Origin of the sequence: Pseudonocardia cypriaca, assembly GCF_006717045.1 — a bacterium.
Taxonomy (GTDB): Bacteria; Actinomycetota; Actinomycetes; order Mycobacteriales; family Pseudonocardiaceae; genus Pseudonocardia; species Pseudonocardia cypriaca.
This window is the reverse complement of the sequence record NZ_VFPH01000001.1, coordinates 3,433,666-3,459,420: the sequence shown is the minus strand read 5'-3', so window position 1 is coordinate 3,459,420 and position 25,755 is coordinate 3,433,666. Positions and strand designations below refer to the sequence as shown.

The window sequence follows — 25,755 nt, the reverse complement described above, 5'->3', positions numbered from 1 at the left end:
GGGTTCCGTGGTCAGGCGGCGGATGCTGGCGAAGCAGCTCAAGCTGCTGCGCGAGCAGGCCGGGCTCACCCTGGAGGAAGCGGCGCCCCGGCTCGACTTCTCGATGAGCAGGCTGAGCCGCATCGAGAACGCCCAGGTCCGCATCGACGTCCACTGGGTGCGGGGGATGCTCGACCTGTACGACGTCGGCGGCGGCCGGTGGAGCGAGCTGGTCGAGCTGGCCCGGGAGGCCAACCAGCCGGGGTGGTGGAAGGCCTACGGGCTCGGCGACACCAGCTACATCGCCTTCGAGACGGAGGCGACGCGCGTGCACATCTTCAGCCTCGGCTACGTCACCGGTCTGCTGCAGACAGGTGACTACGCCCGGGCGCTTATGGTCGCGGTGCCTGTGCAGCGCACCGCCGAGCAGCTCGACAACGAGGTAGCTGCCCGCGTCTACCGCCAGCAGCGGCTGACCTCGGCGGACAATCCGCTGGACTTGGTGACGGTGATCGACGAGTCGGCACTTCACCGGACCGTGGGCGGGCCCGATGTCCTGCGAGCGCAGCTGGACCGCCTCATGACGCTCGCCGGCCTGGACACGGTGGCGTTGCACGTGCTGCCCGCGTCCGCGGGCGCGCACGCGGGCTTGGCCTCGGGCTTCACGATCCTGCACTTCGGGGATCTCGGTGAGCCGGACATGGCATACGTCGAGCATTCCCTCGGTGCTCTGAGTCTTGACAAGGCCGGAGATGTCGCGCGGGCTAAGCTCACATTCGAGCGTGTGCTGTCCGATGCGCTCGACCCGGCCGAGTCGCTCGCGCTGATCCGCCGCCTGGCCGGGAGGTGAGCCCGTCCGAAGGAGAAGGCCGTGCGTGACGACGAGCTCCGCTGGTTCACGAGCAGCTTCAGCGGTGGGAACGGCGAGGGGTGCGTCGAGGTGGCGTTCCTGCCCGCCGGGGTGGCGGTGCGCGACACCAAGGACCGCGCCCTGGCCCCGCACCGCTACCCGGCCGTCTCATGGGCTGAGTTCCTCGCCGGCGTCCGAGCGGGCGAGTTCGCCACCCTGTGATCGTCGTCAGCCGCACCCGAGGGCTCCGAGGACAACGCTGATGTACCGCTCGCGATCGATGATCGCCGTCAGCGGCACGCCACTGCGGTCGGGTGAGCGCTGATGTGCGGCTCGAGGCGATCACCGGCGTCCGTCGCCCTCTGATTCGATCTTCGCGTCGCCTTGCCGGTGGCGGCGGCGAGGCACGCGTATGTGGAGCAATGGAGGTCCGCCGCATCAGGGCGAGATGGGACCGAGTGAGGGTCGCCTGAGTTCAGCTCGGCGGGCGGCCGTGCGGCGCGCAGTGGTACGAGTTGCGCTGCGTCGGAATCAAACCTTGCCGACGAGATCCCCGGCACTACCGCAATGCGACGCACCGGGGATCCCGTGGGGAGCGACGAACGTCTCCGTCAGTCGGTGCGGAACGCTTTCGCCCACGTGTCCGGCGCGTAGACGGCGAGCGGCGTCTTCGTAGAGCTCAGAATCGCGAGATGTCCGCCGTCGAACTCACGGATCACATCGCCCTTCGGGTGCTCGTCGGGCTGGTGGGGAGAGGCGGACTTGGACAGCCACACCTTGATCATCATTCTTCCTTTCATGCGCGCTGCATTTCTGTTGGAGCGGGCGCACACCGTTTGCGACAGGATCGCCGCAGACCCAAGTGTGGAGCGCTGCAGGCGACTGCCTAAGGTTCATATGAAAGAATGGGCTCAGCGGTTCAGGTCGTGCTTCAAGCGGTCGACGCAATGCTCCACAAGAGGGGATTCGACCGCATGTGAAGGGGAGTCCCGCACTCTGGCGGACGAGCGGTGATCGTTGCCGAACCAACCCGAATGCTCCCGGGGCAGCGCTTGTCGTGCTGCTCGTGATCGCTTTCAGCAGCGCATCAGTGCGGTCGGGGCGACGATCCCGTCCGGCTCACCGCTAGCGCATCAGGTCGGCCACCAGGTCCTCGTCCGTCACCGTCCAGGCCGCCGGGCCGATCGGGGCGGTGAACTGCACCGTCTCCCCGTCGAACCACGGCCGGATCCAGGGCAGGACGCTGCGGGCCAGCCGCTGCATCGCCACGTTCTCCGGGAGGATCGAGCCGCGCAGCTGCGTGTAGCCGATCTGCTCGGCGAGCGCGCCCACGGCGGTGAGCAGCCGCTTGCCGATCCCGCGCCGCTGCCAGGCGTCGACCACCGCCACGGCGACGTCCGCCGTGCCGTGGCCGGGCCCGAACAGCTGCGCCATGCCGATCACACCCCCGCCCTTGACCTCGGCGACGACGGCGGCGTGGCGGGTGCCGTCGATGTCGACCAGTCGCGCCCGCACCGACTCCGGCAGTCGCGGCACGGGGGAGTGGAAGCGCAGGTAGCGGCTGCGCGGGGACAGGCCGGCGAACACGGCGTCGACGGCGGCTTCGGCCCGGGCCCGGTCCAGCGGGTGGACGACGGGCGCCGAGCACGCGAAGCAGCTCATGCCGGCCGCCGCACGCTGCGCGCGTCGGCCACGAAGCGGACGGCCTCGTCGATCACACCGGGGTCGCGGAGCAACCTGCGGTGGCCGAGGCCCTCGGTCTGCAGCAGCCGGGCGCCGGGCCAGACGTCCGCGATCGCGCGGCCGTGCTCGGGGCCGATCTCCCGGTCGTCCGCGTCGTGCACCACGAGCGTGGGCGGCACGGGCACCGAGCGGTGCAGCGACGGCACGTGGAACGCCTCCCACGGCAGCCCGACCCGCCGCGCCACCGCCCGCTCGACGCCGGCCCGCACCCGCGGGCCCGCACCGATCCGGTGCACGAAGTGGTCGAGCACCCGGCGCGGGTCCGCCGTCGGGGCGAGCAGTACGAGCGCCCGGGGCCGCAGCCCGTTCCGCACGGCGTGGGCGGTGACGGCCGCGCCCAGCGAGTGGGCGATCACGGCATGGGGCCTGCCGTGCTCGGCGACCACGGCGCGCAGCGCGTCGGCGAGCTCCGGGATCGTGGTCGAGCGCGGCCCGGGCGACGTGCCGTGGCCGGGCCCGTCGAAGCAGACCACCCGGTGCCCGGCGGCGACCAGCGGCGCGACGAGCCCGCCCAGCTGCTCGGACCGCCCGCCCCAGCCGTGCACGAGGTACACCGGCTCGCCCACACCCCAGGTGACCACGTGCAACGGGCGCCCGCGCAGCTCCAACGCGGTGGCCGCGCCCGGGGGGAGTGCGGGCAGCCGGTCCCGCGGGATCGGGGGCGGGATCCTGAACCAGATGCGGGTCGCGATCCGGGTCGCGACGGCCGGAGCCCACCGCTCACCCCACGTAAAGATACGAACGATCGTGCTTTTTTTCGGCGACACGGGTTCGGGTCCCTCCGGGCGGGTGGTGGTCAGGCGGCGGCTGCGGCGAGGAGCGTGTCGAGGGCGCGGCGGGCGCGGTCGGCTGCGCTGGGGTCGGCGAGCAGTCGGCTCGCCATGTGGAAGGAGAGCATGACGCCCTGCAGGTCCTGGGCGAACTGGAGCGGGTCGGCGTCGGCGCGGAAATGACCCTCGCCGATGCCGCTGGTGAAGACGGTGGCGAGGGTGTCGGACCAGTCCCGCTGCACGCGGACCAGGCACTCGCGCACCGGCCCCGGCTGGTCGTCGAGCTCGAAGGAGGCGGCGGTGAGCGGGCAGCCGCCCTCGACGGAGTCCCATGCGAGCCAGCGCTCGAACAGGTCCCGCACGCGGGGGAGACCCCGCGGCGCCTTGAGCGCGGGCCGGATCACCTCGTCGATGAACCGGTCCCTGCTGTGCTCGAGCACCTGCAGCTGCAGCGACTCCTTCGAGCCGAAGTGGGCGAACAGGCCGCTCTTGCTCATGCCGGTCTGCGTGGCGAGCGAGCCGATCGTGAGGCCACCGAGGCCGACGCGGCGCGCCAGCCGGCCCGCCTCGTCGAGGATGACCCCGCGGGTCGCCTCACCTTTGCTCACGGGTGCATGTTTAGCACGACCGTTCGTATCGGTCCAGGGGGGCCGCTTCGGCACCCCGTTTCGGCTCGCGCGACCGGTCGACGGGTCGCGCGGGCCGAGCCGGGGTGCGTCGGCGCGGAGGGAGTGCGTGGAGCCGCTCCTACGTCAGCGCTACCGCGATGTCGGTGACGGCCCCGTTGAGGGCGTCGATCCGGGTCGTGGTGCCCGTGAGCAGGTTGACCGAGCGCATCTCGTACCCACTGCCGACCTTCACCGTGGCGTAGCCGGTGTTGACACCGTCCGCGTCGGTGTGGATGTCGAAGCCCCACCCCGCGTCGGCATCGACGCCCAGGCTGCCGGTCGGGGAGAGCGTGCCGCCGTTGGCCGGGGCCTGCAGCGAGATCCGGCCGGCCGCGGCGTCGAGCACGAACAGCGACGTCGCGGTCGTGTCCTCGGTGTCGTTGTTGGTGTAGGCGGCGGACACGATCCCGGTGGCCGGCACCGTGCCGGTGGCGGGTGCCTGGGCCGGGTTGGTGAGCTCGGTGTCCGCCACCGTCTTCGGCAGCGGTGTCGTCGCGAACGGTTGGCGGAGGTTCTGCCCGGTGTCGCTGATGATCCGCAGCGCGTTCGCGGCCGGGTTGAAGTCGACGCCGAACACCTTGCCCTCCAGCGGCACCGACAGCTCGCCGACCTTGGTGGCGGAGCCGGTCTCGGTGAGCGTGTACAGCCCGCCCTCGTCGCCGACGCCGTACAGCTTGCCGTCCTGGACGCGGAAGTCGATGCCGACCAGCTGGGTGTCCCCGGCCATACCGGACACCGTGGCGGGCTCGCCGCTGATCGTGGGGTCGATGGTGTTGAAGCGCACCAGCGAGGTCCCGTCGACCAGGCCGACGACGTCCACGGCAGCAGTGCCGGCGCCGGCTCTGGACGGGTCGCCGACGGGGGCGGCGGCCGCGGCGGGCGTGCTAGGGGTGTTGCCGGCGCACGAGGCGGTCGCGACAAGGGCCGCGCCGGCGATCAGGGTGGTCTTCCAAGATGTGCGCATGGAGATCTCCAGGTGTCGGGGAGCGGATCTCTCCGGTGGGTACGGAAGGGAGCCCTCACGCGTTCACCGAGCGGGGAGCGCGCCGCTGAAGGGACGTTCCCGCGCGCCCGGCGGGGCCGAGGAGCGCGCTGAAGAGCTCCCTCCTAGAGCGATCGGAGCGCGAGGTACACGTCCACCCGGTCGGCGAGCTCCGCGAGGTTCCGGCCCGTGAGCTCCTCCACCCGGCCGATCCGGTAGCGAACCGTGTTGACGTGCAGGTGCAGCCGCTGGGCGGCGCGGCTCCACGACCCGGAGCACTCGAGGAAAGCCTCCAGGGTCTCGCGCAGGCCGGCGCCGGTGCGCGCGTCGTAGTCCAGCACGGGTTCCAGCACGCGGACGGCGAACGCGCGGCGGACCTCGTCGGGCACTGCCGCGAGCAGCGCCACGTGGGAGGTGACCTCGGCACCGGTGACGACGTGCACCGGGCCGGGTCGGCGGGCGCCCAGCTCGCGGGCGTGCCGGGCCTCCTGGAGGGCACCGGACAGGGCGTCGACCGGTGCGGGACGGCTCAGGCCCACCGTGAGCCGGTCCGACCCGAGTCCCGGCGCGAGGCGGCGTAGCGCTGCGGCCAGCACGGCGTCGGTCGGCGAGTCCGGTGAGCCCGCGGGCAGCAGCGCCACCGCCAGCCCGTCGTGCACGCCGACCGCGGGCGGCCCCGCGTGCGTGGCGGCGTCGACGAGCACGGAACGGGCGGTCTGCACCCGCTCGGGGGTCGTGAACCCGGCGACCGCGACGACGAGCGGCCCGTCCGGGTCGAGGCCCGCCTGCCGCAGCCGCACGGCCACCTCCGGCCGGTGTGCCGACCCCGCCGCGACGAGCCCGATCGCGTCCTCGGCGATCTCGCGGGCCAGTCGCAGGCCCTCGCCGCGGCGGGCGCGGTCGAGCGCGGTGATCGCCACCAGCTCGCCGACGGTGTCGCCGACCTCGGCGTCCCAGGTGGTGCAGTCGCCGTCGGCGGCCACGAACCACGACGTGATCCGCTCCTCCGAGGCGGGGCCCACCGGGAACACCGACCGCCCTGGACCGGGTACCACCGCCGGCAGGCGGTCGGCGGTGAGGAACGTGGTGACGGCGGCGTCCAGGTCGTCGCCGGTGAGCGGGACCGGACCGGCGACGACCGCCCGTCCCGTCGCGGAGAGCACCCGGATCGCCACGCCGGTGGCCGCGGAGACCTCGGCCGTCAGCTCGTCGAGCCCGAGCCCGCCCGCGACCGCCGAGAGCAGTCGCCGCTGCCGCCCGAGGGTGAGCGCGAGCCGGTCGCCGCGCGCGGCCGTCAGGGCGCCGACCACCAGCTCGGTGACCGCCGCGAACGACACCTCCTCGGGCACGGCGAGCAGCGGGAGGTCGTGGCGGCGGCAGGCGTCGACCAGGTCGTCCGGGATGCCGTGGAACACGGCCTCGCCCGCGGCGAGCGCGACCGCCCCCGCGCCCGCCACTGCCGCGACGAACCGCTCGCTGTCGGCCGGCTTCCGGCGCCACACCAGCCCGCTGATCACCAGCTCGCCGCCGGACAGGTAGCGGGCCGGGTCGATCAGGTCGGTGGTGTAGACCCAGCGGACCGGTCGGTCGATGGCGTCCGGTCCGCTGCCGGCGTGCAGCAGCCGCAACCCCAGCGCGGGGTGCGCAAGCAGGTCGCGCAGCTGCATTGGAGGAACCTACAACCCGTCGGCGGTCCCGGGTCGGGCGATTCGTCACGACGGCGACTTCTGCGCGTCGCGGGAAAGGGCTCTACTTCTCGGCATGGACTTCCTCGCGCCGACGACGTGGGCCGACGCCCTCGCGGCGAAGGCCGAGCAGCCGGACGCCGTGCCGGTGGCCGGCGGCACCGACGTGATGGTCGAGATCAACTTCGACCACCGGCGCCCGCCCGCCCTGCTCGACCTCACCCGCGTGCCCGACCTGCAGGAATGGGCCACCGAGAGCGACGGGCGGGTGCGCCTGGGCGCAGGCGTCACGTACACCCGCATCATCGACGAGCTGGGCGACCGGCTGCCCGGGCTGGCGATGGCCGCGCGGACGGTCGGCTCGCCGCAGATCCGCAACCGCGGCACGGTCGGCGGCAACCTGGGCGCGGCGTCACCCGCCGGGGACAGCCACCCGCCGCTGCTGGCGGCCGACGCGGAGATCGAGGTCGCCTCGGTGCGGGGCGTGCGGCGCATCCCGGCCGCGGAGTTCTACACCGGCGTCAAGCGCAACGCCCTCGCCGCCGACGAGCTGATCGCGGCCATTCTGATCGCGCCCGCGAGCGGGCCGCAGCAGTTCTGCAAGATCGGCACCAGGAACGCGATGGTGATCGCCGTGTCGGCGTTCGGGCTGGCCCTGCACCCGCAGCGGCGTGCCGTCGGCACCGGCATCGGTTCGGCGGCCCCCACTCCACGTCGAGCCCTTGCCGCCGAGGATTTCCTGGCCGGGGAGATCGCCGCGGCCGGGCTGTGGGAGTCCCGCGGAGAGCTGCCCGAGGGGCTCGCCGTGGAGTTCGGGCGGAAGGTCCGCGACGCCGCCGCCCCCATCGACGACGTGCGCGGCACCGCCGCGTACCGCCTGCATTCCCTGTCGGTGATGGCGCGCCGCGCCGCCACCTGGGCGTGGGACGACTACCGGAGGGCCGCCTGACATGCGGATCGAACTGACGATCAACGGTGAGCGGCGCGAGGCCGACGACGTGTGGGAGGGCGAAAGCCTGCTCTACGCCCTGCGCGAGCGGCTCGGCCTGCCCGGCTCCAAGAACGCCTGCGAGCAGGGCGAGTGCGGCTCCTGCACCGTCTACCTCGACGACACCCCGGTGTGCTCCTGCCTGGTGGCCGCGGGGCAGGCGAACGGCCGCGAGGTCACCACCGTCGAAGGGCTCGGCTCGGGCCGTGAGCGAGCTTGCGAGCGAACCGAAGACACAGCGTCTGCGCGAAGCGCCGGCCGAGCGCCAGCGAGGACGAGCGATTCGCTGCACCCGGTGCAGCAGGCGTTCCTCGAGCGCGGCGCCGTGCAGTGCGGCTTCTGCACACCCGGCCTGATCGTCTCCACGCACGACCTGCTGCAGCGCAACCCGAGCCCGTCCGACCCGGAGATCCGGGAGGCCCTCGCCGGGAACCTGTGCCGATGCACCGGCTACGAGAAGATCATGGACGCGGTCCGCACCGCGGCGGAGGCGGCTCAGTGATCATCGAAGGAGCACACGTCGTCACCGTCTCCGGTGAGGAGCTCCCGGGCGGGCACGTCGTCGTGGAGGGCAACCGGATCACCGCGGTCGGCGCGGGTCCGGCGCCGGAGCGCTCGGGTCGGGTCGTCGACGGTCGTGGTTGCCTGCTCACACCGGGCTTCGTGAACACCCACAACCACCTCTACCAGTGGGTCACCCGCGGCCTCGCTGTCGACGCCACGCTCTTCGAGTGGCTCACCACGCTCTACCCGGTGTGGGCCGGCATCGACGAGCACGCGGTGCACGTCGGGGCGAGCGGCGCGCTGGCCCAGCTCGCCCGCACCGGCTGCACCACGAGCACCGACCACCACTACGTCTTCCCCCGCGAGGGCGGTGACCTGCTCGGGGCCGAGATCACCGCCGCCCGCGAGGTCGGCCTGCGCTTCCACCCGACCCGCGGCTCCATGGACCTCGGGCAGCGCGACGGCGGGCTTCCGCCCGACCACGTCGTGGAGGACCGCGACGCGATCCTCGCCGCCTCCGAGGAGGCGATCGACCGCTGGCACGACCCGTCGCCCGGCGCGATGCTGCGGATCGGCCTCGCCCCGTGCTCGCCGTTCTCGGTGACCGGCGACCTGATGCGCGAGGCCGCGGAGCTGGCGCGGCGCCGCGGCGTGCGGCTGCACACCCACCTCGCCGAGACTCTCGACGAGGAAGAGTTCTGCCGCGAGCGGTTCGGCTGCACGCCCCTCGACTACGTCGAGAGCCTCGGCTGGATCGGCGAGGACGTCTGGTTCGCCCACGCGATCCACCTCGACGACGCGGCCGTCAAGAAGATCGGCGACACCGGAACCGGCGTGGCCCACTGCCCGTCCTCCAACGCCCGGCTCGGCGCCGGCATCGCCCGCACCCGCGACCTGCGCGACGCGGGCGCCCGGATCGGCCTCGGCGTGGACGGGGCGGCCAGCAACGAGGCCGGGAGCCTCCTGGAGGAGGTCCGGCACGCCGTGCTCTTCGCCCGCGCCGTCGGCGGCCCCACCGCCCTCTCCGTGCGGGACGGCCTCGAGCTCGCGACCCTCGGCGGGGCCGCCGTGATCGGGCGCACCGACGAGCTGGGCTCCATCGAGGTCGGCAAGCTGGCCGACCTCGCGCTCTGGCGGATCGACGGTCCCGCGCACGCCGACGTCGCCGACCCCGTGGCCGCGCTCGTGCTCGGCGCCCCGCCACCCCTGGAACTGCTGCTCGTGGACGGGCGCCCGGTCGTCGAGCGCGACCGGGTGGTCACCGTCGACGCGGACGCGCTCGCCCGTGAGGCCGAGGCCGTCCACCGCGACCTCCTGGAGAAGGCATGACCAGCACGGAGACATCACCCGCGGGAACCCGCACCACCGGCCGGATCGGCGACAGCCCGCTGCGCCCGGACGGCACGCTGAAGGTCACCGGCGAGTTCGCCTACGCCAGCGACCTGTGGCACGACGACATGGTGTGGGGCGTCACCCTGCGCAGCCCGCACCCGCACGCCCGGATCGTCTCGATCGACATCGGCGAGGCCCTCGCAGTGCCCGGCGTGACGGCCGTGCTCACCGCCGACGACGTGCCGGGGGAGAACTCCGTCGGGCTGGAGCACCAGGACACGCCCGTTCTCGCCGGCGACGTGGTGCGGTACCAGGGCGAACCCGTGGTGCTGGTCGCCGCCGACCACCCCGAGACCGCCCGCCGGGCGGCCAACCGGATCGTCGTGGAGTACGAGCCGCTGCCCGCGCTCACCGACCCGCGCAAGGCCCTCGACCCGGACGCCCCCCAGGTGCAGCCGGGCGGCAACCTGGTGCGGCACCTCAAGATCCGCCGTGGGGAGCCGAACCCCACCGCGCCGGTCGTGGTCGCGCTCGACTTCGAGGTCGGCATGCAGGACCAGGCCTTCCTCGGGCCCGAGTCCGGGCTCGCGGTGCCGGCCGAGGACGGTGGCCTCGATCTCTACGTCGCCACCCAGTGGCTGCACGTCGACCAGCGCCAGGTCTGCCGCGCGCTCGGGATGGAGCCCGAGCAGGTGCGGCTGCACCTCGCAGGCGTCGGCGGCGCCTTCGGCGGCCGCGAGGACCTCTCGATGCACGTCCACGCCTGCCTGCTCGCGCTGCACACCGGCAAGCCGGTGAAGATGAGCTACAACCGCGAGGAGTCGTTCTTCGGGCACGTGCACCGCCACCCCGCGTGGCTCACGTACGAGTTCGGCGCCGAGCCCGACGGCACCCTCGTCTACGCGAAGGCCGACCTGCTCTTCGACGGCGGCGCGTACGCCTCCTCCACGCCCGCGGTGGTCGGCAACGGCGGCACCCTCGGGCTGGGTCCGTACCGGATCCCGAACGTGCACGTCGACGCGCGCGGCGTCTACACCAACAACCCGCCGTGCGGCGCGATGCGCGGGTTCGGCTGCGTGCAGGCAGCGTTCGCGCACGAGGCGCTGATGGACGAGCTGGCCGACGCGATCGGCGTCGACCGGGTGGAGATCCGCGCCCGCAACGGCATGCGCGAGGGCGACCACAACATCACCGGCCAGGAGATCGACTCCGCCGCCCCGGTGGCCGAGCTGATCCGCAGGGTCCGCGACCTGCCCATGCCGCCCGCCCCCGGACCCGAGCGGGACCTGCGGGACCTGCCCGGCGGGGTCTCCAACACCACCCACGGCGAGGGCGTCGTCCGCGGCGTCGGCTACGCCGTCACGTACAAGAACGTCGGGTTCTCCGAGGGCTTCGACGACTACTCCACGGCCCGGGTGCGGCTGCAGATGATCGGCGGCGAGCCGGTGGCCACCGTGCAGACGGCGGCGGCCGAGGTCGGCCAGGGACTGGTCACGGTCGAGCAGCAGATCGTGCGCACCGAGCTGGGCATCGACCGGGTGGTCGTCGCGCCCAAGGACACCAGCGTCGGGTCCGGCGGCTCCACCTCGGCGTCGCGGCAGACCTACGTCACCGGCGGCGCGGTCAAGGCCGCCTGCGAGAAGGTGCGGGCCTCCCTGCTGGAGCGGGCGGGCGAGCTGCTCGACCGGCCCAGCTTCGGCCGGTCCCGGCTCCGGCTCGACGGGGACAAGATCGTGTCCGAGGAGGGCGAGGTGCTCACCGACCTCGCGGCGGTCCTCGGGGACGGGTTCGTCGAGGAGACCGTCGAGTGGCGGCACCGGCCGACCTACCCGGTCGACCCGGAGACCGGCCAGGGCACCGCCCACGTGCAGTACGCGTTCTCCGCGCACCGCGCGGTCGTCGACGTCGACGTCGAGCTCGGCCTCGTCAAGGTGGTCGCGCTGGACACGGCGCAGGACGTCGGCAAGGCGATCAACCCGGACGCCGTGATCGGGCAGATCCAGGGCGGCACCGCGCAGGGCATGGGCCTCGCGCTCATGGAGGAGATCGTCGTGGCGGACGGGATCGTCAAGAACCCGTCGTTCACCGACTACCTGATCCCCACCATCCTCGACATGCCACCGATGAAGATCGAGGTTCTGGAGTACGCCGACCCGCACGCGCCGTACGGTGTCCGGGGGGTCGGCGAACCACCGACGATCTCCAGCGGCCCCGCCGTCGCGGCCGCGATCCGGAAGGCGACGGGGCGCGCGCTGCGCCGCGTCCCGATCCGGCCCGAACACATCGTCGAACCCGCAGCGGGGGTCTGAACAGTGCCACGGATGTTCCTGAACGGCACCGCCATGTCCGGCGGTGCCGACCACCACCTCGTGGGCGACGCCCCGCTGGTCGCCCGCACCACCACGGCAGCGCGCTACCGCTTCCACGCCGTCGGCGGGAAGTACCCGGCCCTCGAGGACATCGGGGAGGGCGGCGCCGCCGTCGAGGGCGAGGTCTACGAGCTGTCCTACGAGCAGCTGCGCGAGGTGCTGCTCCCCGGCGAGCCGGACGGGCTGGAGCTGGGGGTCGTGGAGCTGGCCGACGGCAGCGGATCCCTCGCCATGATCCTGCGCCGGGAGTACCCGCAGCTCCCGCCCCTCGATGACATCTCGGAGCTGGCGAGCTGGCGCGCGTACCAGGAGAAACAGTGATCGTCTTCCGGGCGCGGCGGGCCGTCGTCGAGGGCGCCGAGCGGCCGGCGGCCGTGCTGGTCTCGGGCGAGCGGATCGAGGCCGTGCTGCCGTTCGACCTGCCGGTCGACTCCCCGTCCGATGCCACGGAGGTGGTCCTCGCCGACGACGAGGTGCTGCTCCCGGGGCTGGTCGACACCCACGTGCACGTCAACGAGCCGGGCCGCACCGAGTGGGAGGGCTTCGCCACCGCCACCCGGGCCGCGGCGGCGGGCGGCGTCACGACGATCGTGGACATGCCGCTCAACTCGCTGCCACCCACGGTCGACGTGGCGGCGCTGGACACCAAGCGGGCCGCGGCGGCCGGGCAGTGCGCCGTCGACGTCGGGTTCTGGGGCGGAGCGATCCCCGGCAACGCCGACCAGCTGGCGAAGCTGCACGCCGAGGGCGTCTTCGGCGTCAAGTGCTTCCTCCTCGACAGCGGGGTGCCGGAGTTCCCGCCGCTCGACACCGAGGGATTGCGAGCCGCGCTCACGACCGTCGCCGAGCACGACGGGCTGCTCATCGCCCACGCCGAGGACGGCGACGCGATCCGGCCCGCATCCGGTCGGCGCTACGCCGACTTCGTCGCGTCCCGGCCGCCGGAGGCGGAGGACGGGGCCATCGCCACGCTGCTGCGGCTGGCCCGCGAGACCGGGGCCCGGGTGCACGTGGTGCACCTGTCCGCGGCGTCGGCGCTGCCGCTGTTGGCCGCCGCCCGGGCCGACGGGCTGCCGGTGACCGTCGAGACCTGCCCGCACTACCTCGCCCTCACCGCCGAGGAGGTGCCCGACGGCGACACCCGCTTCAAGTGCTGCCCGCCGGTGCGCGAGGCGGGCAACCGGGACGCGCTGTGGCAGGGCCTCGCCGACGGCGTGATCGACATGATCGTCTCCGACCACTCGCCCTCTCCGCCGGCACTGAAGCACCTGGACACGGGGGACTTCGGCACCGCGTGGGGCGGGATCGCGTCGCTGCAGGTGGGGTTGCCGGTCGTCTGGACCGAGGCCCGGCGGCGCGGGCACGGCCTGGCCGAGGTCGTGCGGTGGATGGCCCAGGAGCCCGCCGCGCTGGTCGGCCTGACCCGCAAGGGCCGGATCGCCGCGGGCGCCGACGCCGACCTCGTCGTGCTCGCCCCGGACGAGCCGTACACGGTGGGGGAGCTGCACCATCGCCACGCGGTCACCCCGTACGCGGGGCGGCGGCTCACGGGCGTCGTGCGGCAGACCTGGCTGCGCGGTGCCCCGGTCGACGGGGCACCGCGGGGGCGGCTGCTGCGGAGGGGTGAGAGCTGATGGCCGACTTCAGGGAGCTGCCGGACCTGGCGCTGCGTTCGCTCGGCGGCGCCGTCGTGTACGCCAACGACGACGCGTTCGCCGCGAAGGAGAACCTGATCACGCCGGGCCGGCCGGCGTTCGACCCCACGACGTTCGGCTCCCAGGGCAAGGTCTACGACGGCTGGGAGACGCGCAGGCGGCGCTCGCCGGGGCACGACGAGGCGATCGTGCGGCTCGGGGCGTCCGGGGTGGTGCACGGGGTCGTGGTCGACACGGCATGGTTCAAGGGCAACTACCCGCCCGAGATCGCGGTGGACGGCGCCTGCGTCGACGGGCTCGCCGACGTGGCCGGGCTGGAGTGGGAGCCGCTGGTGGCGCGCAGCGCGGTCACGGGCGACTCCGAGAACGCCTTCGCGGCGGAGCAGCCGCGGCGGCTCACCCACGTCCGGCTGCGGATCTTCCCGGACGGTGGCGTCGCCCGGCTCCGCGTGCACGGCGAGGCCCTGCCCGACCCGGCGCTCCTGGACGCGCTCGGCACCGCCGACCTCGCCGCCCTCGAGAACGGCGGCCGGGCGGTCGCCTGCTCGAACGCGTTCTACGGATCCCCGAACAACCTGCTGCTGCCCGGCCCGGCCCGCCACATGGGCGAGGGCTGGGAGAACGCCCGCCGCCGCGACGACGGCAACGACTGGGTCGAGGTGGCGCTCGTCGCCGAGGCCGAACTGGTGCTGGCCGAGCTCGACACGAGCTGGTTCCTGCACAACGCGCCCGGCTGGGCGGCGCTCACCGGCCGCACCGCCGACGGCGGCACGGTCGAGCTGCTCCGCCGCACTGCGCTGCAGCCCGACACGCGCCACCGCTTCGGGGTTCCCACCACGGCGGTGACCCATGTCCGGATGGACGTCTTCCCCGACGGCGGCATGGCCCGCCTGCGTCTGCACGGCGCGCTCACGGCGAACGGCCGCACGGAGCTCGCGGCCCGCTGGTCCCAGCCCTGATGTCAGCAAAGCCACTTTCAGGACGCCACGTGACATGAAAGTGGCTTTGCTGACACCTACCCGGAGGTCTCATCGGTGAGATACACCGCCAACTGCTCGATCCTCTTCACCGAACACCCGCTGCTCGAACGGCCCGCCGCCGCGAAGGCGGCCGGGTTCTCCGCCGTCGAGTTCTGGTGGCCGTTCCCCACCGCCGCACCGAGCGACGCCGACGTGGAGCGGTTCGTGGGCGCGATCGAGGACGCCGGCGTGCAGCTCACCGGCCTCAACCTCGCCGCGGGCGACATGCCGAACGGGGACCGCGGACTCGCTTCGTGGCCGGGGCGGGAGACGGAGTTCCGCGACAGCATCGACATCGCCGCCGCGATCGGGAAGCGGCTCGGCACGCGGGTGTTCAACGCGCTCTACGGCAACCGCGTCGAGGGCGCCGACCCGCGCGACCAGGACGACCTCGCCGTGCAGAACCTCTCCCGCGCTGCCGCCCTGCTCGACGGCACCGTGGTGCTGGAGCCGCTTTCCGGCGCCGACCGCTACCCGCTGCGCACCGCAGCCGACGCGCTGGCCGTGGCCGACCGGCTCAACGTGCCGAACGTCGCGTTGCTGGCCGACCTGTACCACCTCACCGTGAACGGCGACGACGTCGCCGCGGTGATCCGCGACCACACCGCCCGGATCGGGCACGTCCAGATCGCCGACGCGCCCGGCCGCCACGAGCCCGGCACCGGCGAGATCCCCTTCGACGCGCACCTCTCCGCCCTCACCGCGGCCGGCTACACCGGCTTCATCGGGCTGGAGTACGTGCCGTCGTCCGACAGTGACCACGCCTTCGACTGGCTCCGGAAGGATGAGAAGTGAGCACGATCGCCTTCATCGGCCTCGGCATCATGGGTGCTCCCATGGCCGGGCACCTGATCGACGCCGGCCACGACGTGGTGGGCTACAACCGTTCCCGCCCCGCGGTGGACGCGCTCGTGGAGCGGGGCGGGCGGGCCGCGGGCAGCGTGGCCGACGCCGTGCGCGACGCCGAGGTCGTGATCACGATGGTGCCGGACAGCCCGGACGTTGAGGACGTCTCGCTCGGCGACGACGGCATCTACGCCACCGCGAAGCCCGGCACCCTGCACATCGACTGCTCCACGATCCGCCCCGACGTCGCCCGCGCCATCGCGGAGGCGGGGAACGAGCGCGGCATCCGCGTGGTCGACGCGCCCGTGAGCGGCGGCGAGGCGGGCGCGAAGGAGGGCTCGCTCTCGATCATGGTCGGCGGCTCTGCCGAGGACGTCGAGGCGGCACGGCCGTACCTCGACATCGTGGGTGGCACCGTCGTGCACGTCGGCCCCGCCGGCGCGGGCCAGACGGTGAAGGCGGCCAACCAGCTGATCGTGGCCGGCAACATCCAGCTGCTCGCCGAGGCACTGGTGTTCCTGGAGGCGCACGGCGTCGACACCGAGGCCGCCACCGAGGTGCTCGGCGGCGGGCTCGCGGGCAGCACCGTGCTGCAGCGCAAGGCCGCCGGTATGCGGGCGCGCGAGTTCGCCCCCGGCTTCCGGATCGACCTGCACCACAAGGACCTGGGCATCGTCACCGCAGCCGCCCGCGAGGCCGGCGTCACGATCCCGCTCGGCGCGCACGTCGCCCAGCTGGTCGGCGCGCTACGCGCCATGGGCCACGGCGACCTCGACCACAGCGCGCTCCTGCTGCTCGTCGAGAAGCTGTCCGGGAGGGGTGGCACCTGATGGAACGCATGCGCGCCGTCGACGCCGCCGTCGCGATCCTGCGCCGCGAGGGGATCTCGCACCTGTTCGGGGTGCCCGGTGCGGCGATCAACCCGTTCTACGACGCCGTCCGGCGGGACGGCTCCCTCCAGCACGTGCTCGCCCGGCACGTCGAGGGCGCCGCGCACATGGCCGACGGCTACACGCGCACGACCGCCGGCAACATCGGGGTCTGCGTCGGCACGTCCGGCCCGGCGGGCACGGACATGGTCACCGGCCTCTACGCCGCGGCGGCCGACTCCGTGCCGATGCTCGCGATCACCGGCCAGACCCCGGTGGCGCGGCTGCACAAGGAGGACTTCCAGGCCGTCGACATCGCGGCCATCGCCGCGCCGGTCACCAAGTGGGCCGTCACGGTGCGCGAGCCCGGGCAGGTGCCGGGCGCGTTCGCCCAGGCCTTCCACCTGATGCGCTCCGGCCGGCCCGGTCCGGTGCTGATCGACCTGCCGCTCGACGTCCAGCTGGCCGAGATCGCCTTCGACGTCGACACCTACGCCCCGCTGCCGGTGCACCGGCCGGCCGCCACGCGGGCGCAGGCCGAGAAGGTCCTGGACCTCCTCGACGCGGCCGAGCGGCCGATCATCGTCGCCGGCGGCGGGATCGTCGGTGCGGATGCCTGCGCGGAGCTGGTGGAGCTGGCCGAGCTGCTCGACGTGCCGGTCGTGCCCACGCTGATGGGCTGGGGCTCGATCCCGGACGACCACCCGCTGATGGCGGGCATGGCCGGGCTGCAGACGGCCCACCGGTACGGCAACGCCACCCTGCTCGCGTCCGACGTCGTGCTCGGCATCGGGAACCGGTGGGCCAACCGGCACACCGGCGGCCTCGGCGTCTACCGCGCGGGCCGCACGTTCGTGCACGTCGACATCGAGCCGACGCAGGTGGGCCGGGTGTTCGCGCCGGACTACGGCGTGGTGTCGGATGCGGGGGCGTTCCTGCGCGAGATGCTCGCCGCCGCCCGCGGGCGGGCGCATCCCGACCGGGGCGCCTGGGTGCGCGAGTGCGCAGGCCGCAAGGGCGCGATGCAACGGCGCACCCACTTCGACGACATGCCGATCAAGCCGCAGCGGGTGTACGAGGAGTGCAACCGGGCGTTCGGCCCGGACACCCGCTACGTCACCACGATCGGGCTCTCCCAGATCGCGGCCGCGCAGTTCCTGCACGTCCAGCGGCCGCGGCACTGGATCAACGCGGGGCAGGCCGGCCCGCTCGGCTGGACCGCCCCGGCCGCGCTCGGCGTGTGCGCGGCCGACCCGGACGCGTTCGTCGTGGCCGTCTCCGGCGACTACGACTTCCAGTTCATGATCGAGGAGCTGGCGGTTGGGGCGCAGTTCAACCTGCCCTACCTGCACCTCGTGCTGAACAACTCCTACCTGGGGCTGATCCGGCAGTCCCAGCGCGCGTTCGACATGGACTACTGCGTGCAGCTGGGCTTCGACAACATCAACGCGCCCGGGCTGGGCAAGTACGGCGTCGACCACGTCGCGGTCGCCGAGGGCCTGGGCTGCAAGGCCCTTCGCGTGACCGACCCGCGTGAGCTGCCCGGCGCCTTCGCCACGGCCAGGAAGCTCATGGCGGTCCACCGGGTGCCGGTGGTGGTCGAGGTGATCTGCGAGCGGGTCACCAACGTCGCGATGGGCACCGAGATCGACGCGGTCCAGGAGTTCGAGGAGCTGGCCACCACCCGCGCCGACGCCCCAACCGCGACCATCCCCCTACCGGCCTGACTCACGACGTCCAACTCACCCGCCGCAACGCCGGACTTGCCGCGCGGGGTGCCGGACCCACCGTGCTGGAACGTCGGACTCGCGCGAGTCTTGCGTCCGGACCCGGTGAGTCCGGCGTTCTGGCCCGGTGAGTCGGGCGCCGGCTGCCTCGACTGAGACGTCGGCGAGCATGCGGGCAGGGTCAGGCGGAGTACGCCACCGCGACGACCTCGCCCCGCCGGATTGGCGGATTCGCCCTGCCGGGTGTCGGACTCGCCGTGCCGTAAGGGCGGACCCGCGCGAGACTCGCACCAGAACTAGGACAATCATTGGCCTACATCCTTCGTACGCTCCTCGTTGTTGATCCAGACCGACGCGGAGGAGAACACGATGACGATCGTCGTGACGGGCGCAACCGGCACCATCGGACGCCGGGTGGTCGACCTGCTGGTGCAGGCCGGGCGACCGGTCCGTGCCCTCACCCGCAACGCGGCGGCCGCCGACCTGCCCGCAGGCGTCGAGATCGCCGAGGGTGATCTGACCCGGCCAGAGACCGTCCGCACGGCCCTCGAAGGGGCCACCGCGTTGCACCTGCTCAGCGCCAGCGGGGCGGACCACATCCCCCTGGAGACGGGCCCGGAGATCGTCGACCTCGCCACCGCGGCGGGCGTCCGGCGGGTCACGGTGCTCGGAACCGGCCGGCAGGGGCCCGTCGAGAAGGCGGTGGCCGCGAGCGACGTGGAGTGGACCCAGCTCGCACCGGTTGACTTCATGGCGAACACGCTGGGCTGGGCCGAGTCCATCCGGACCGAAGGTGTCGTCAGGGAGCCGTTCGGCGGCCGGCGCACCGCGTCCGCGGACGAGGCGGATGTCGCCGCTGTGGTGGCCGCGCTGCTCGTGCGCGGCGGGCACGCCGGCCAGTGCTACCGCGTGACCGGCCCCGAGGCGCTGACGCCCGCGGACAAGGTGCGGATCATCGCTGCGGCCGCCGGTCGCCCGGTCGAGTTCGTCGAGCTCACCAGCGACGAGGCACGCGCGCTGTGGTCGGCAGAGGGCTGGCCGGCGGAAGGCGTCGAGTTCATGCTCGACATGTGGGCCACGGTGCCTGCGGAGGTGGGTGTGGTGACCGACGCCGTCGAGCGGGTGACGGGACGGCAGCCGCGCACCTTCGCGCAGTGGGCCGCCGAACACGCGGCGGCGTTCCGGCCCGCCTGACCGCCGCGGGTCGTCCACCTTTAACCGCGCGTCAGCCGGGCTCGGACGCCGGGCGGAACCAGCGGCCCGCGGCGAGCCTCGTCTCGCTCGCCCGCATCCCGCGCAGGTGGGGGGCGAGGATCGGGAGGTCGGAGAGCACCGCGGGGGTGAGCTGGGCGCCGGTGGCGGGCCGGGCGATGAAGTGGCCCTGCACCAGGTCGCAGCCCTGGCGGCGCAGCTCGTGCAGCTGGCCGGCCCGCTCCACACCCTCGGCGACGGTGCGCAGCCCCAGGTGGCGGGCGAGGTCGAGCAGGCCGCGCAGGAACCACCGCTGCTGCTCGTCGTGGTCGATGTGCGCCACGAACGAGCGGTCGATCTTCACGGTGTCCACGGGGGTGCGGGCGAGGCGGGCCAGCGTGGAGTAGCCGGTGCCGAAGTCGTCCAGCGCGATCCGCACGCCGAGCTGGCGCAGCCGGTGCATCACGTCGACGGCGTTGGCGGGCCGGTTGTTCACGGCGATCTCGGTCATCTCCAGCGCGAGCTGGCCGGGGGAGATCCCGTAGCGCCGCAGGACGCCCGCCACGCGGTCGGGCAACCCGCTGTCACCGAACTCGGTGGGGTCCACGTTCACCGCGATCCGCAGCCGCCGGTGGGCGAGCCCGGCGTTCCACAGGCCGAGCTGGGCGCACCCCTGCTCCAGCATGAGCGCGGTCAGCTGGCCGGACAGGCCTGCCGCCGCGCAGGCCGGGATGAACGTGGAGGGAGACACCGGCTCGCCCTCGTGCGTCCAGCGGGCGAGCACCTCCATGGCGGAGATGCGCCCGGACACCGGGTCCACCACGGGCTGGTAGATGGCCTGCACGTCGCCGCGGTGCAGGGCGTCGGCGAACGCCTCCGGGAGCTGCGGGCGGACCCGGCGCACCGTGTGCCGCCCGTTCCGGTCCATCGGCTCCCCGTCGAGCGCCGTGGTGTGGGCGGCCACGTCCCCCTTTCCGGACGCCTTCACCGCGTACATCGCGACGTCGGCGCGGTGCAGGAGGGTGGCGGCGCGGGTGGCCGCGTCGGTGCCGGTGTCCTGCCCGGCCTCGACGGTGGCCACGCCGATGCTCGCCGTCACCGCAACCGACCGGCCGTGGACGTGGAACGGGTCGCGCAGGGTGCCCAGGAGCCGCCGGGCGGCGGTCGTGGCGTCGTCGCCCTGCTCGACGAGCACGGCGAACTCGTCGCCGCCGAGGCGGGCGAGGGTGTCGGCGCTGCGCAGCGCCCCGCGAAGCCGGCCTGCGACCTCGACGAGCAGCGCGTCGCCCGCCGCGTGCCCGAGCGTGTCGTTGACGGCCTTGAACCCGTCCAGGTCCACGAACGCCACGGAGACCGGCTGCCGGGTGCGTTCGGCGCGGTCGAGCGCGTGTTCGAGCCGGTCGAGGAAAAGGGCCCGGTTGGCGAGGTTGGTGAGCGGGTCGTGGAAGGCGAGGTGGTGCAGCTGCACCTCGCGTTGCTGGATGGCGCGGGTGAGCTCCTGGTTCTCCCGCATCGTCACGTACTGGCGGGCGAGCACGAGCAGCACCAGCGCGGCGACGCACGCGAACTCCACGCCGTCGAGGCCCACCCCGCCCGCGGCCTCGAGGGCGACGAGCACGGCGGCGACCGCGAGCGGGAGGTACGGCAGGAGCCCGGCGCGCACGGACTCCCGAGGTGCGGGACTGCTCTGCACCTCGGTCGGCGGGCCGCCGCGCACGAGCGTGCCGGCGATCCCGAGCAGGCAGAAGGCGATCCGCCACCCCCACTCGACGGTCGAGCCGGTGGCGTACGTCCCCACCGCGATCTGGTAGGCGAACGTCGCATCGGACACGGCCATCGCGAGCACCGCTGCGCCGAGCACGCCCCAGCGCAGCGGGGAGTCCCGGGTCTGGGCGAGCGTCAGGACCGTGACGGTCAGCAGCACGGCGTCCGCGACGGGGTAGGCGACCGACGCGGCGGCGTGCAGCAGCGAGTTGCCGGATGTGCCGATCACGGGGTCGAGCACCGTCACCCACGCGACCAGCCCCACGGCGCAGCCGACGAGGAGGGCGTCGAGCACGCGCCGCGGCGTGGCGTGACCGGAGCCCGGCGGTGCGAGGAAGGCCAGCCCCACCAGCGCTGCCACGGGAAAGCCCAGGAAGCCGATGTCGGCGAGGGACGGGTACGGGCTCTCGATCGCCAGCACGTTCTCGTACACCGTCCACGCCGCCTGACCAGCTGCCCAGGACCAGCAGGCCACGGCGAGCGCTGCCCACCCGCGGCGGGTCCGCCCCCCGGTCCGCCGTGCGGCGCCGAAGCAGCCGAACCCGCCCGCTGCGGCGAGCCCGAGCACGCCGAGGTTGGCCACCAGCTGCCGCGCGCTCCCGTCGAGCGCGGCGCAGAGCCCGGCGAGCGCCAGCAGCGCCACGGCGGCCGCCACTGCGGCGGCCCCGCCGCGCCGGCGCTCCGCCGCGACCGGCAGCGGGCTCGACGTGAGGCTCATCGACGTCCGTTCCGTCCGGATCCCTGACCAGTGAAGATCTTGTGCCCTGGACGGGGAGGGCGGCACGTGCGGCGCCTGGTTCCGCCGATCTGACGCACCAACCTCCCTGGCCAGGGCACTAGTGAATCCGGCCGCCCGGCGCGCGTGTCACCGGGGTCCCCTTATTCACCCGATCCCGTGAAGACGACCTCATCCTCGCTGGGCGAGCAGCAGCCCGATCGACTCCGCCGACAGCGCACGTTCGATGCCCAGCACCGCGGCGCCCGCGAGGCCCGCGTACTCGCCGAGCACGCTGTTGGTGAGCACCAGGTTGCGGGTGGCGAGCGGCAGGGCGCGCTGGTAGGCGACGCTGCGCACGCCGGCGAGCAGCTCGTCGCTCGCGGCGGCGAGGCCGCCCCCGATCGTCACCCGGGCCGGGTTGTAGAAGTGCACGAGCGTGGCCACGAGCTCGCCGATCAGGGCGGCGGCCTCGCGCACGGCCGCGACCGCGGCGGCGTCGCCGCGTGCGAGCAGCGCGCGGACCTCCGCGGTCGGGATCGGGCCGCCGGGGCCGCCGAGGCGACGCGCGATGGCACCCGCCGATGCGACCGCCTCGATGCAGCCCACGTTCCCGCAGACGCAGGGCTCGTCCGGGGCGCCGCGCACGCGGACGTGCCCGATGTCGCCCGCCGCGCCATCCGCGCCGTGGTGCAGCACCCCTTCCCGGCTCACCAGCCCGCCGCCGATACCGGTGCCGACCTTGACGAACAGCAGCGGGACCTGGTCGGGAGGCAACGCCCGCGCCTCCCCGAGCGCGCGGAGGTTGACGTCGTTCTCCAGCAGGGCGGGGCAGCCGAAGGTCTGGGTCAGCCGCGCGGCCACCGGGTAGGCGTGCCACCCGGGCATGATCGGCGGCCGGACCGGGACGCCGTGGGTGCCGTCCACCGGACCGGGCAGGCCGATCACGACCGCGCGCACGGGGACGTCCGGGGGCACGCCGTCCCGCAGTTCGGTGAGCTGGGTCTCCACCGTTCGGAGTACCGGGTCGGGCCCGTCGGTCATGTCGACCGGCACCTCGGTGCGGGCGAGCATCCGCTGGCTGAGGTCGACGATCGCGAGGTGCGCGCTGCTCGCGCCGACGTCGGCCAGCAGCACGTGGCCACCGCGCGGCGAGAGCGCGAGCCGGTCGGCGGGGCGGCCGCGGCCTGCGGTCGGGCGGGTGCCGTCGACCTGCAGCAGACCGCGCGCGAGCAGCTCGTCCACGGCGGTGCTGACGGTGGTGCGGGCCAGCCCGGCCGCCGGAACGAGGTCTGCCTTGCTCAGCGCGGCACCGGAGGCCACCAGCCGGGCCACCGTGCTGAGCGTGACGGCGGTGTCGATCCGGCCGGAGAGCGGCGGGGTGGCGAGCCGCAGCGGCGGCAGCGGCGCCTGGGGAGAAGATGCGAGCATCACGGTCCGATATCGACGGAAATCTGACGGAAAGAGGCATTATTCCGTCCTTGCACGGCACTGGTCAATGCTCCTAGGTTGCGCGCGGGGGAGCCGCCACAACGAGGTGCCGAATGACTGGAGAACCACTGCTCGCGATGCGCAGCATCGTGAAGCAGTTCCCGGGGGTGCGCGCCCTCGACGGCGTCGACCTGGACGTCGCCGCGGGTGAGGTGCACTGCCTGCTGGGGCAGAACGGGGCGGGCAAGTCCACCCTGATCAAGGTGCTGGCCGGCGCGCATTCACCGGACGCGGGCGAGATCGTCTGGGATGGCCGGCAGGTGGTGTTCGCGGCACCGCAGGCCGCCGACGCCGCCGGTATCGCCACCATCTACCAGGAGCTGGACCTGGTGCCCGGCCTGTCGGTCGCGGAGAACATCGTGCTCGGCCACGAGCCGTCGCGGCTGGGGTTCAGCCGGCTGCGCACCGCCGAGGACATCGCGCGCAAGCTCCTCTCGCGGCTCGGGCATCCCGAGATCCCGCCACGGCGCGAGCTGGGCCGGCTCTCGGCTGCGGGCCAGCAGGTGGTGAGCATGGCCCGCGCGTTGGCTCGCGACGCCCGGCTCATCGTGATGGACGAGCCGTCGGCCGTTCTGGACCCCGAGGAGGTCCAGAACCTGTTCCGGGTGATCCGCGAGCTCACCGCCGACGGCGTCGCGGTCGTCTACATCTCCCACCGGCTCGAGGAGATCCGCGAGATCGGCGACCGGGTCACCGTGCTGAAGGACGGCCGCACCGTCGCCCGGAACCTCCCGGCCCGCGACACACCCACCGCCGACGTCATCCGCCTGATGACCGGCCGCACCATCGAGTACGTGTTCCCCGAGCGCAACCGGCCCTCCGACGAGGTGGTGCTCGAGGTCGAGGGCCTCGGCCGCGCCGGCGAGTTCGCGGACGTGTCGTTCACGGTGCGCGCGGGCGAGGTCGTCGGACTGGCCGGGCTCGTCGGGTCCGGGCGCTCGGAGATCCTGGAGACCGTCTACGGCGCCCGCAAGGCCACCGCCGGCACGGTGCGGCTACGCGGCCGGGCCCTGCGGCCCGGGTCGGTGCCCGCCGCCGTCCGGGCCGGGATGGGCCTCGCCCCCGAGGAACGCAAGAGCCAGGGCCTGCTGCTCGCCGAGCCGGTGTTCCGCAACGTCTCGCTGCCCGGCATGGGCAGGTACGCCCGCGGCGGGTTCCTCGGACCGCAGGCCGACCTGGAGGCGGCGGCCGGCGTCACCGCGCAGCTCGACGTCCGTCCGGGGGACGCGACCCGGCCCGTGCGGATGCTGTCGGGCGGCAACCAGCAGAAGGTCGTGCTCGCGCGGTGGCTGCTGCAGGGCTGCACCGTGCTGCTGCTGGACGAGCCCACCCGCGGCGTGGACGTCGGTGCCCGCAGCGAGATCTACGCGCTGGTCCACCGGCTCGCCGAGGAGGGAGCGGCGGTCGTGCTGGTGTCCAGCGAGGTGCCGGAGGTGCTCGGACTCGCCCACCGCGTGCTCGTCGTGCGCGAGGGCCGAGTGGTCCACGAGGCGCCGGGCGACGAGCTCGACGAGGCCAAGGTGCTCGACCTCGTCATGGAAGGGAGCAGGACATGAGTGAGCAGACGGCCGTTCCGGCCGCCGACGAGCACGCGCGGGTGGAGCAGGCCGCCCGTGAGGCGGAGCCGCCGCGCTCAGCGTGGTCCCGCGTCCTCGACAGCGGGGCGGGGCGCAACCTGGGCCTGGTCGCCGTGCTGGTGCTGCTGGTCATCGTCGGCGTTGCCACCGCCGACACGTTCCTCACCACGGCGAACCTGCTGACCGTCCTGACCCAGGCGTCGATCATCGGCGTGCTCACGGTCGGCGTCACGTTCGTGATCATCGGCGGGGGCATCGACCTGTCGGTCGGCAAGGTGATGGCGCTGGCGTCGGTGTGGGCCACCACCGTCGCGACCCAGTCCTACGGCCCGGTTGTGATGATCTTCTGTGCGATCGCCGTGGGGGTGGGAGCGGGCCTGGTGAACGGTCTACTCATCGCCTACGGGCGGATCGTGCCGTTCATCGTCACGCTCGCCATGCTGATCTCCGCGCAGGGCCTCGCCGAGCGGATATCGGGCCGGCGCAGCCAGATCGTCACCGACCCGGTGATCGCCGGCATCGCCAACACCCGCCTGCTGGGCATCCCGCTGCTGGTCTACATCTTCGCCGCGGTGGTGGCGGTCGGCTGGGTGGTGCTCAACCGCACCACGTTCGGCCGCCGCACGTTCGCCATCGGCGGCAACCCGGAGGCCGCGCGCCTGGCGGGCCTCGACGTGAAGCGGCACACGATCGGCCTCTACGTGGTGTCCGGCCTGTGCTGCGGCATCGCGGCGATCATGATCGCCTCGCTGACGACCACCGGGTCGAGCACCCACGGCACGCTCTACGAGCTGGACGCGATCGCCGCGGTGATCATCGGCGGCACGCTGCTCTCCGGCGGCCGCGGCACGCTGATCGGCTCGATCCTCGGCGTGCTCGTCTTCACCACGATCACGAACCTGTTCGTGCTCAACAACCTCGCCACCGAGGTCCAGAACATCGCGAAGGGCGCGATCATCGTCGTCGCCGTGCTGATCCAGGCCCGCGCCCAGCGCTCGTCAGCTACCGGCTGATCCAGAAGGAGAATGAGA

The 25,755-nt window shown here is 73.4% G+C and carries 23 protein-coding genes; 15 read left to right on the top strand and 8 right to left on the bottom strand.

The features are described from left to right. The first annotated feature begins 7 nt into the window (after positions 1 to 7). Positions 8 to 829, top strand: a complete 822-nt coding sequence (locus FB388_RS16460; protein ID WP_170225640.1) for a helix-turn-helix domain-containing protein — start codon at positions 8 to 10, stop codon at positions 827 to 829. Positions 830 to 850: 21 nt separating this feature from the next. Then, on the top strand, positions 851 to 1,051 hold the full coding sequence (locus FB388_RS16455) for a DUF397 domain-containing protein (protein WP_142101867.1): 201 nt from the start codon (positions 851 to 853) through the stop codon (positions 1,049 to 1,051). 389 nt (positions 1,052 to 1,440) lie between these two features. On the opposite strand, the gene FB388_RS39455 is transcribed toward FB388_RS16455, so the two are convergent. The 6 genes from FB388_RS39455 to FB388_RS16430 all read right to left on the bottom strand — a co-directional run bounded on the left by FB388_RS39455 (position 1,441) and on the right by FB388_RS16430 (position 6,659). Next, positions 1,441 to 1,614: a hypothetical protein gene (locus FB388_RS39455; protein WP_170225639.1), complete on the bottom strand. Its 174-nt coding sequence runs from the start codon at positions 1,612 to 1,614 to the stop codon at positions 1,441 to 1,443. A gap of 340 nt (positions 1,615 to 1,954) precedes the next feature. Then, positions 1,955 to 2,491, bottom strand: coding sequence for a GNAT family N-acetyltransferase (locus FB388_RS16450; RefSeq protein ID WP_142101865.1), 537 nt, complete (start codon positions 2,489 to 2,491; stop codon positions 1,955 to 1,957). Further along, positions 2,488 to 3,339 carry an alpha/beta fold hydrolase gene (locus FB388_RS16445; protein WP_170225638.1) on the bottom strand — a complete coding sequence of 284 codons (852 nt, stop codon included), beginning with the start codon at positions 3,337 to 3,339 and terminating at the stop codon, positions 2,488 to 2,490. The genes FB388_RS16450 and FB388_RS16445 overlap by 4 nt, the downstream gene beginning before the upstream one ends. Before the next feature lie 29 nt (positions 3,340 to 3,368). Further along, on the bottom strand, positions 3,369 to 3,950 hold the full coding sequence (locus FB388_RS16440; RefSeq protein WP_142101861.1) for a TetR/AcrR family transcriptional regulator: 582 nt from the start codon (positions 3,948 to 3,950) through the stop codon (positions 3,369 to 3,371). Between the two features lie 139 nt (positions 3,951 to 4,089). Further along, positions 4,090 to 4,974 carry a DUF4394 domain-containing protein gene (locus tag FB388_RS16435; RefSeq protein ID WP_142101859.1) on the bottom strand — a complete coding sequence of 295 codons (885 nt, stop codon included), beginning with the start codon at positions 4,972 to 4,974 and terminating at the stop codon, positions 4,090 to 4,092. 143 nt (positions 4,975 to 5,117) lie between these two features. Further along, the gene (locus FB388_RS16430; RefSeq protein ID WP_142101857.1) at positions 5,118 to 6,659 is read right to left on the bottom strand and encodes a PucR family transcriptional regulator; all 1,542 of its coding nucleotides are present in this window, start codon (positions 6,657 to 6,659) and stop codon (positions 5,118 to 5,120) included. A gap of 94 nt (positions 6,660 to 6,753) precedes the next feature. Between FB388_RS16430 and FB388_RS16425 the strand changes: the two genes are divergently transcribed. From FB388_RS16425 to FB388_RS16375, 11 genes are all read left to right on the top strand, one after another. Then, positions 6,754 to 7,626, top strand: coding sequence for an FAD binding domain-containing protein (locus FB388_RS16425; RefSeq protein WP_142101855.1), 873 nt, complete (start codon positions 6,754 to 6,756; stop codon positions 7,624 to 7,626). Position 7,627: 1 nt separating this feature from the next. Continuing rightward, positions 7,628 to 8,167: a (2Fe-2S)-binding protein gene (locus FB388_RS16420; RefSeq protein ID WP_142101853.1), complete on the top strand. Its 540-nt coding sequence runs from the start codon at positions 7,628 to 7,630 to the stop codon at positions 8,165 to 8,167. Then, positions 8,164 to 9,498, top strand: a complete 1,335-nt coding sequence (locus FB388_RS16415; RefSeq protein ID WP_246121982.1) for an 8-oxoguanine deaminase — start codon at positions 8,164 to 8,166, stop codon at positions 9,496 to 9,498. The genes FB388_RS16420 and FB388_RS16415 overlap by 4 nt, the downstream gene beginning before the upstream one ends. Further along, positions 9,495 to 11,810 carry a xanthine dehydrogenase subunit D gene (gene pucD / locus FB388_RS16410; protein ID WP_142101849.1) on the top strand — a complete coding sequence of 772 codons (2,316 nt, stop codon included), beginning with the start codon at positions 9,495 to 9,497 and terminating at the stop codon, positions 11,808 to 11,810. Before FB388_RS16415 ends, pucD begins: the two co-directional genes overlap by 4 nt. 12 nt (positions 11,811 to 11,822) lie before the next feature. After that, positions 11,823 to 12,191 carry an allophanate hydrolase-related protein gene (locus FB388_RS16405; RefSeq protein ID WP_342787909.1) on the top strand — a complete coding sequence of 123 codons (369 nt, stop codon included), beginning with the start codon at positions 11,823 to 11,825 and terminating at the stop codon, positions 12,189 to 12,191. Continuing rightward, positions 12,188 to 13,504, top strand: coding sequence for an allantoinase AllB (allB, locus tag FB388_RS16400; protein WP_142101845.1), 1,317 nt, complete (start codon positions 12,188 to 12,190; stop codon positions 13,502 to 13,504). The genes FB388_RS16405 and allB overlap by 4 nt, the downstream gene beginning before the upstream one ends. Continuing rightward, positions 13,504 to 14,484 carry an allantoicase gene (gene alc / locus FB388_RS16395; RefSeq protein ID WP_142101843.1) on the top strand — a complete coding sequence of 327 codons (981 nt, stop codon included), beginning with the start codon at positions 13,504 to 13,506 and terminating at the stop codon, positions 14,482 to 14,484. Before allB ends, alc begins: the two co-directional genes overlap by 1 nt. 75 nt (positions 14,485 to 14,559) lie before the next feature. Next, on the top strand, positions 14,560 to 15,339 hold the full coding sequence (locus tag FB388_RS16390; RefSeq protein WP_142101841.1) for a hydroxypyruvate isomerase family protein: 780 nt from the start codon (positions 14,560 to 14,562) through the stop codon (positions 15,337 to 15,339). After that, positions 15,336 to 16,220, top strand: coding sequence for a 2-hydroxy-3-oxopropionate reductase (locus tag FB388_RS16385; RefSeq protein ID WP_142101839.1), 885 nt, complete (start codon positions 15,336 to 15,338; stop codon positions 16,218 to 16,220). The genes FB388_RS16390 and FB388_RS16385 overlap by 4 nt, the downstream gene beginning before the upstream one ends. Beyond that, complete coding sequence (gene gcl, locus FB388_RS16380) at positions 16,220 to 17,986, top strand: glyoxylate carboligase (protein WP_142101837.1); 1,767 nt, start codon at positions 16,220 to 16,222, stop codon at positions 17,984 to 17,986. Before FB388_RS16385 ends, gcl begins: the two co-directional genes overlap by 1 nt. 339 nt (positions 17,987 to 18,325) lie before the next feature. Further along, on the top strand, positions 18,326 to 19,180 hold the full coding sequence (locus tag FB388_RS16375) for an NmrA family NAD(P)-binding protein (RefSeq protein WP_246121980.1): 855 nt from the start codon (positions 18,326 to 18,328) through the stop codon (positions 19,178 to 19,180). 31 nt (positions 19,181 to 19,211) lie between these two features. On the opposite strand, the gene FB388_RS16370 is transcribed toward FB388_RS16375, so the two are convergent. Further along, complete coding sequence (locus FB388_RS16370; RefSeq protein WP_142101835.1) at positions 19,212 to 21,659, bottom strand: putative bifunctional diguanylate cyclase/phosphodiesterase; 2,448 nt, start codon at positions 21,657 to 21,659, stop codon at positions 19,212 to 19,214. Positions 21,660 to 21,848: 189 nt separating this feature from the next. Beyond that, on the bottom strand, positions 21,849 to 23,087 hold the full coding sequence (locus FB388_RS16365) for an ROK family protein (protein ID WP_142101833.1): 1,239 nt from the start codon (positions 23,085 to 23,087) through the stop codon (positions 21,849 to 21,851). Between the two features lie 113 nt (positions 23,088 to 23,200). Between FB388_RS16365 and FB388_RS16360 the strand changes: the two genes are divergently transcribed. Next, positions 23,201 to 24,703 carry a sugar ABC transporter ATP-binding protein gene (locus tag FB388_RS16360; protein WP_211361943.1) on the top strand — a complete coding sequence of 501 codons (1,503 nt, stop codon included), beginning with the start codon at positions 23,201 to 23,203 and terminating at the stop codon, positions 24,701 to 24,703. Further along, a complete protein-coding gene (locus FB388_RS16355) occupies positions 24,700 to 25,737 on the top strand; it encodes an ABC transporter permease (protein ID WP_142101831.1) in 1,038 nt (345 codons plus the stop codon). The genes FB388_RS16360 and FB388_RS16355 overlap by 4 nt, the downstream gene beginning before the upstream one ends. Positions 25,738 to 25,755 lie beyond the last annotated feature (18 nt).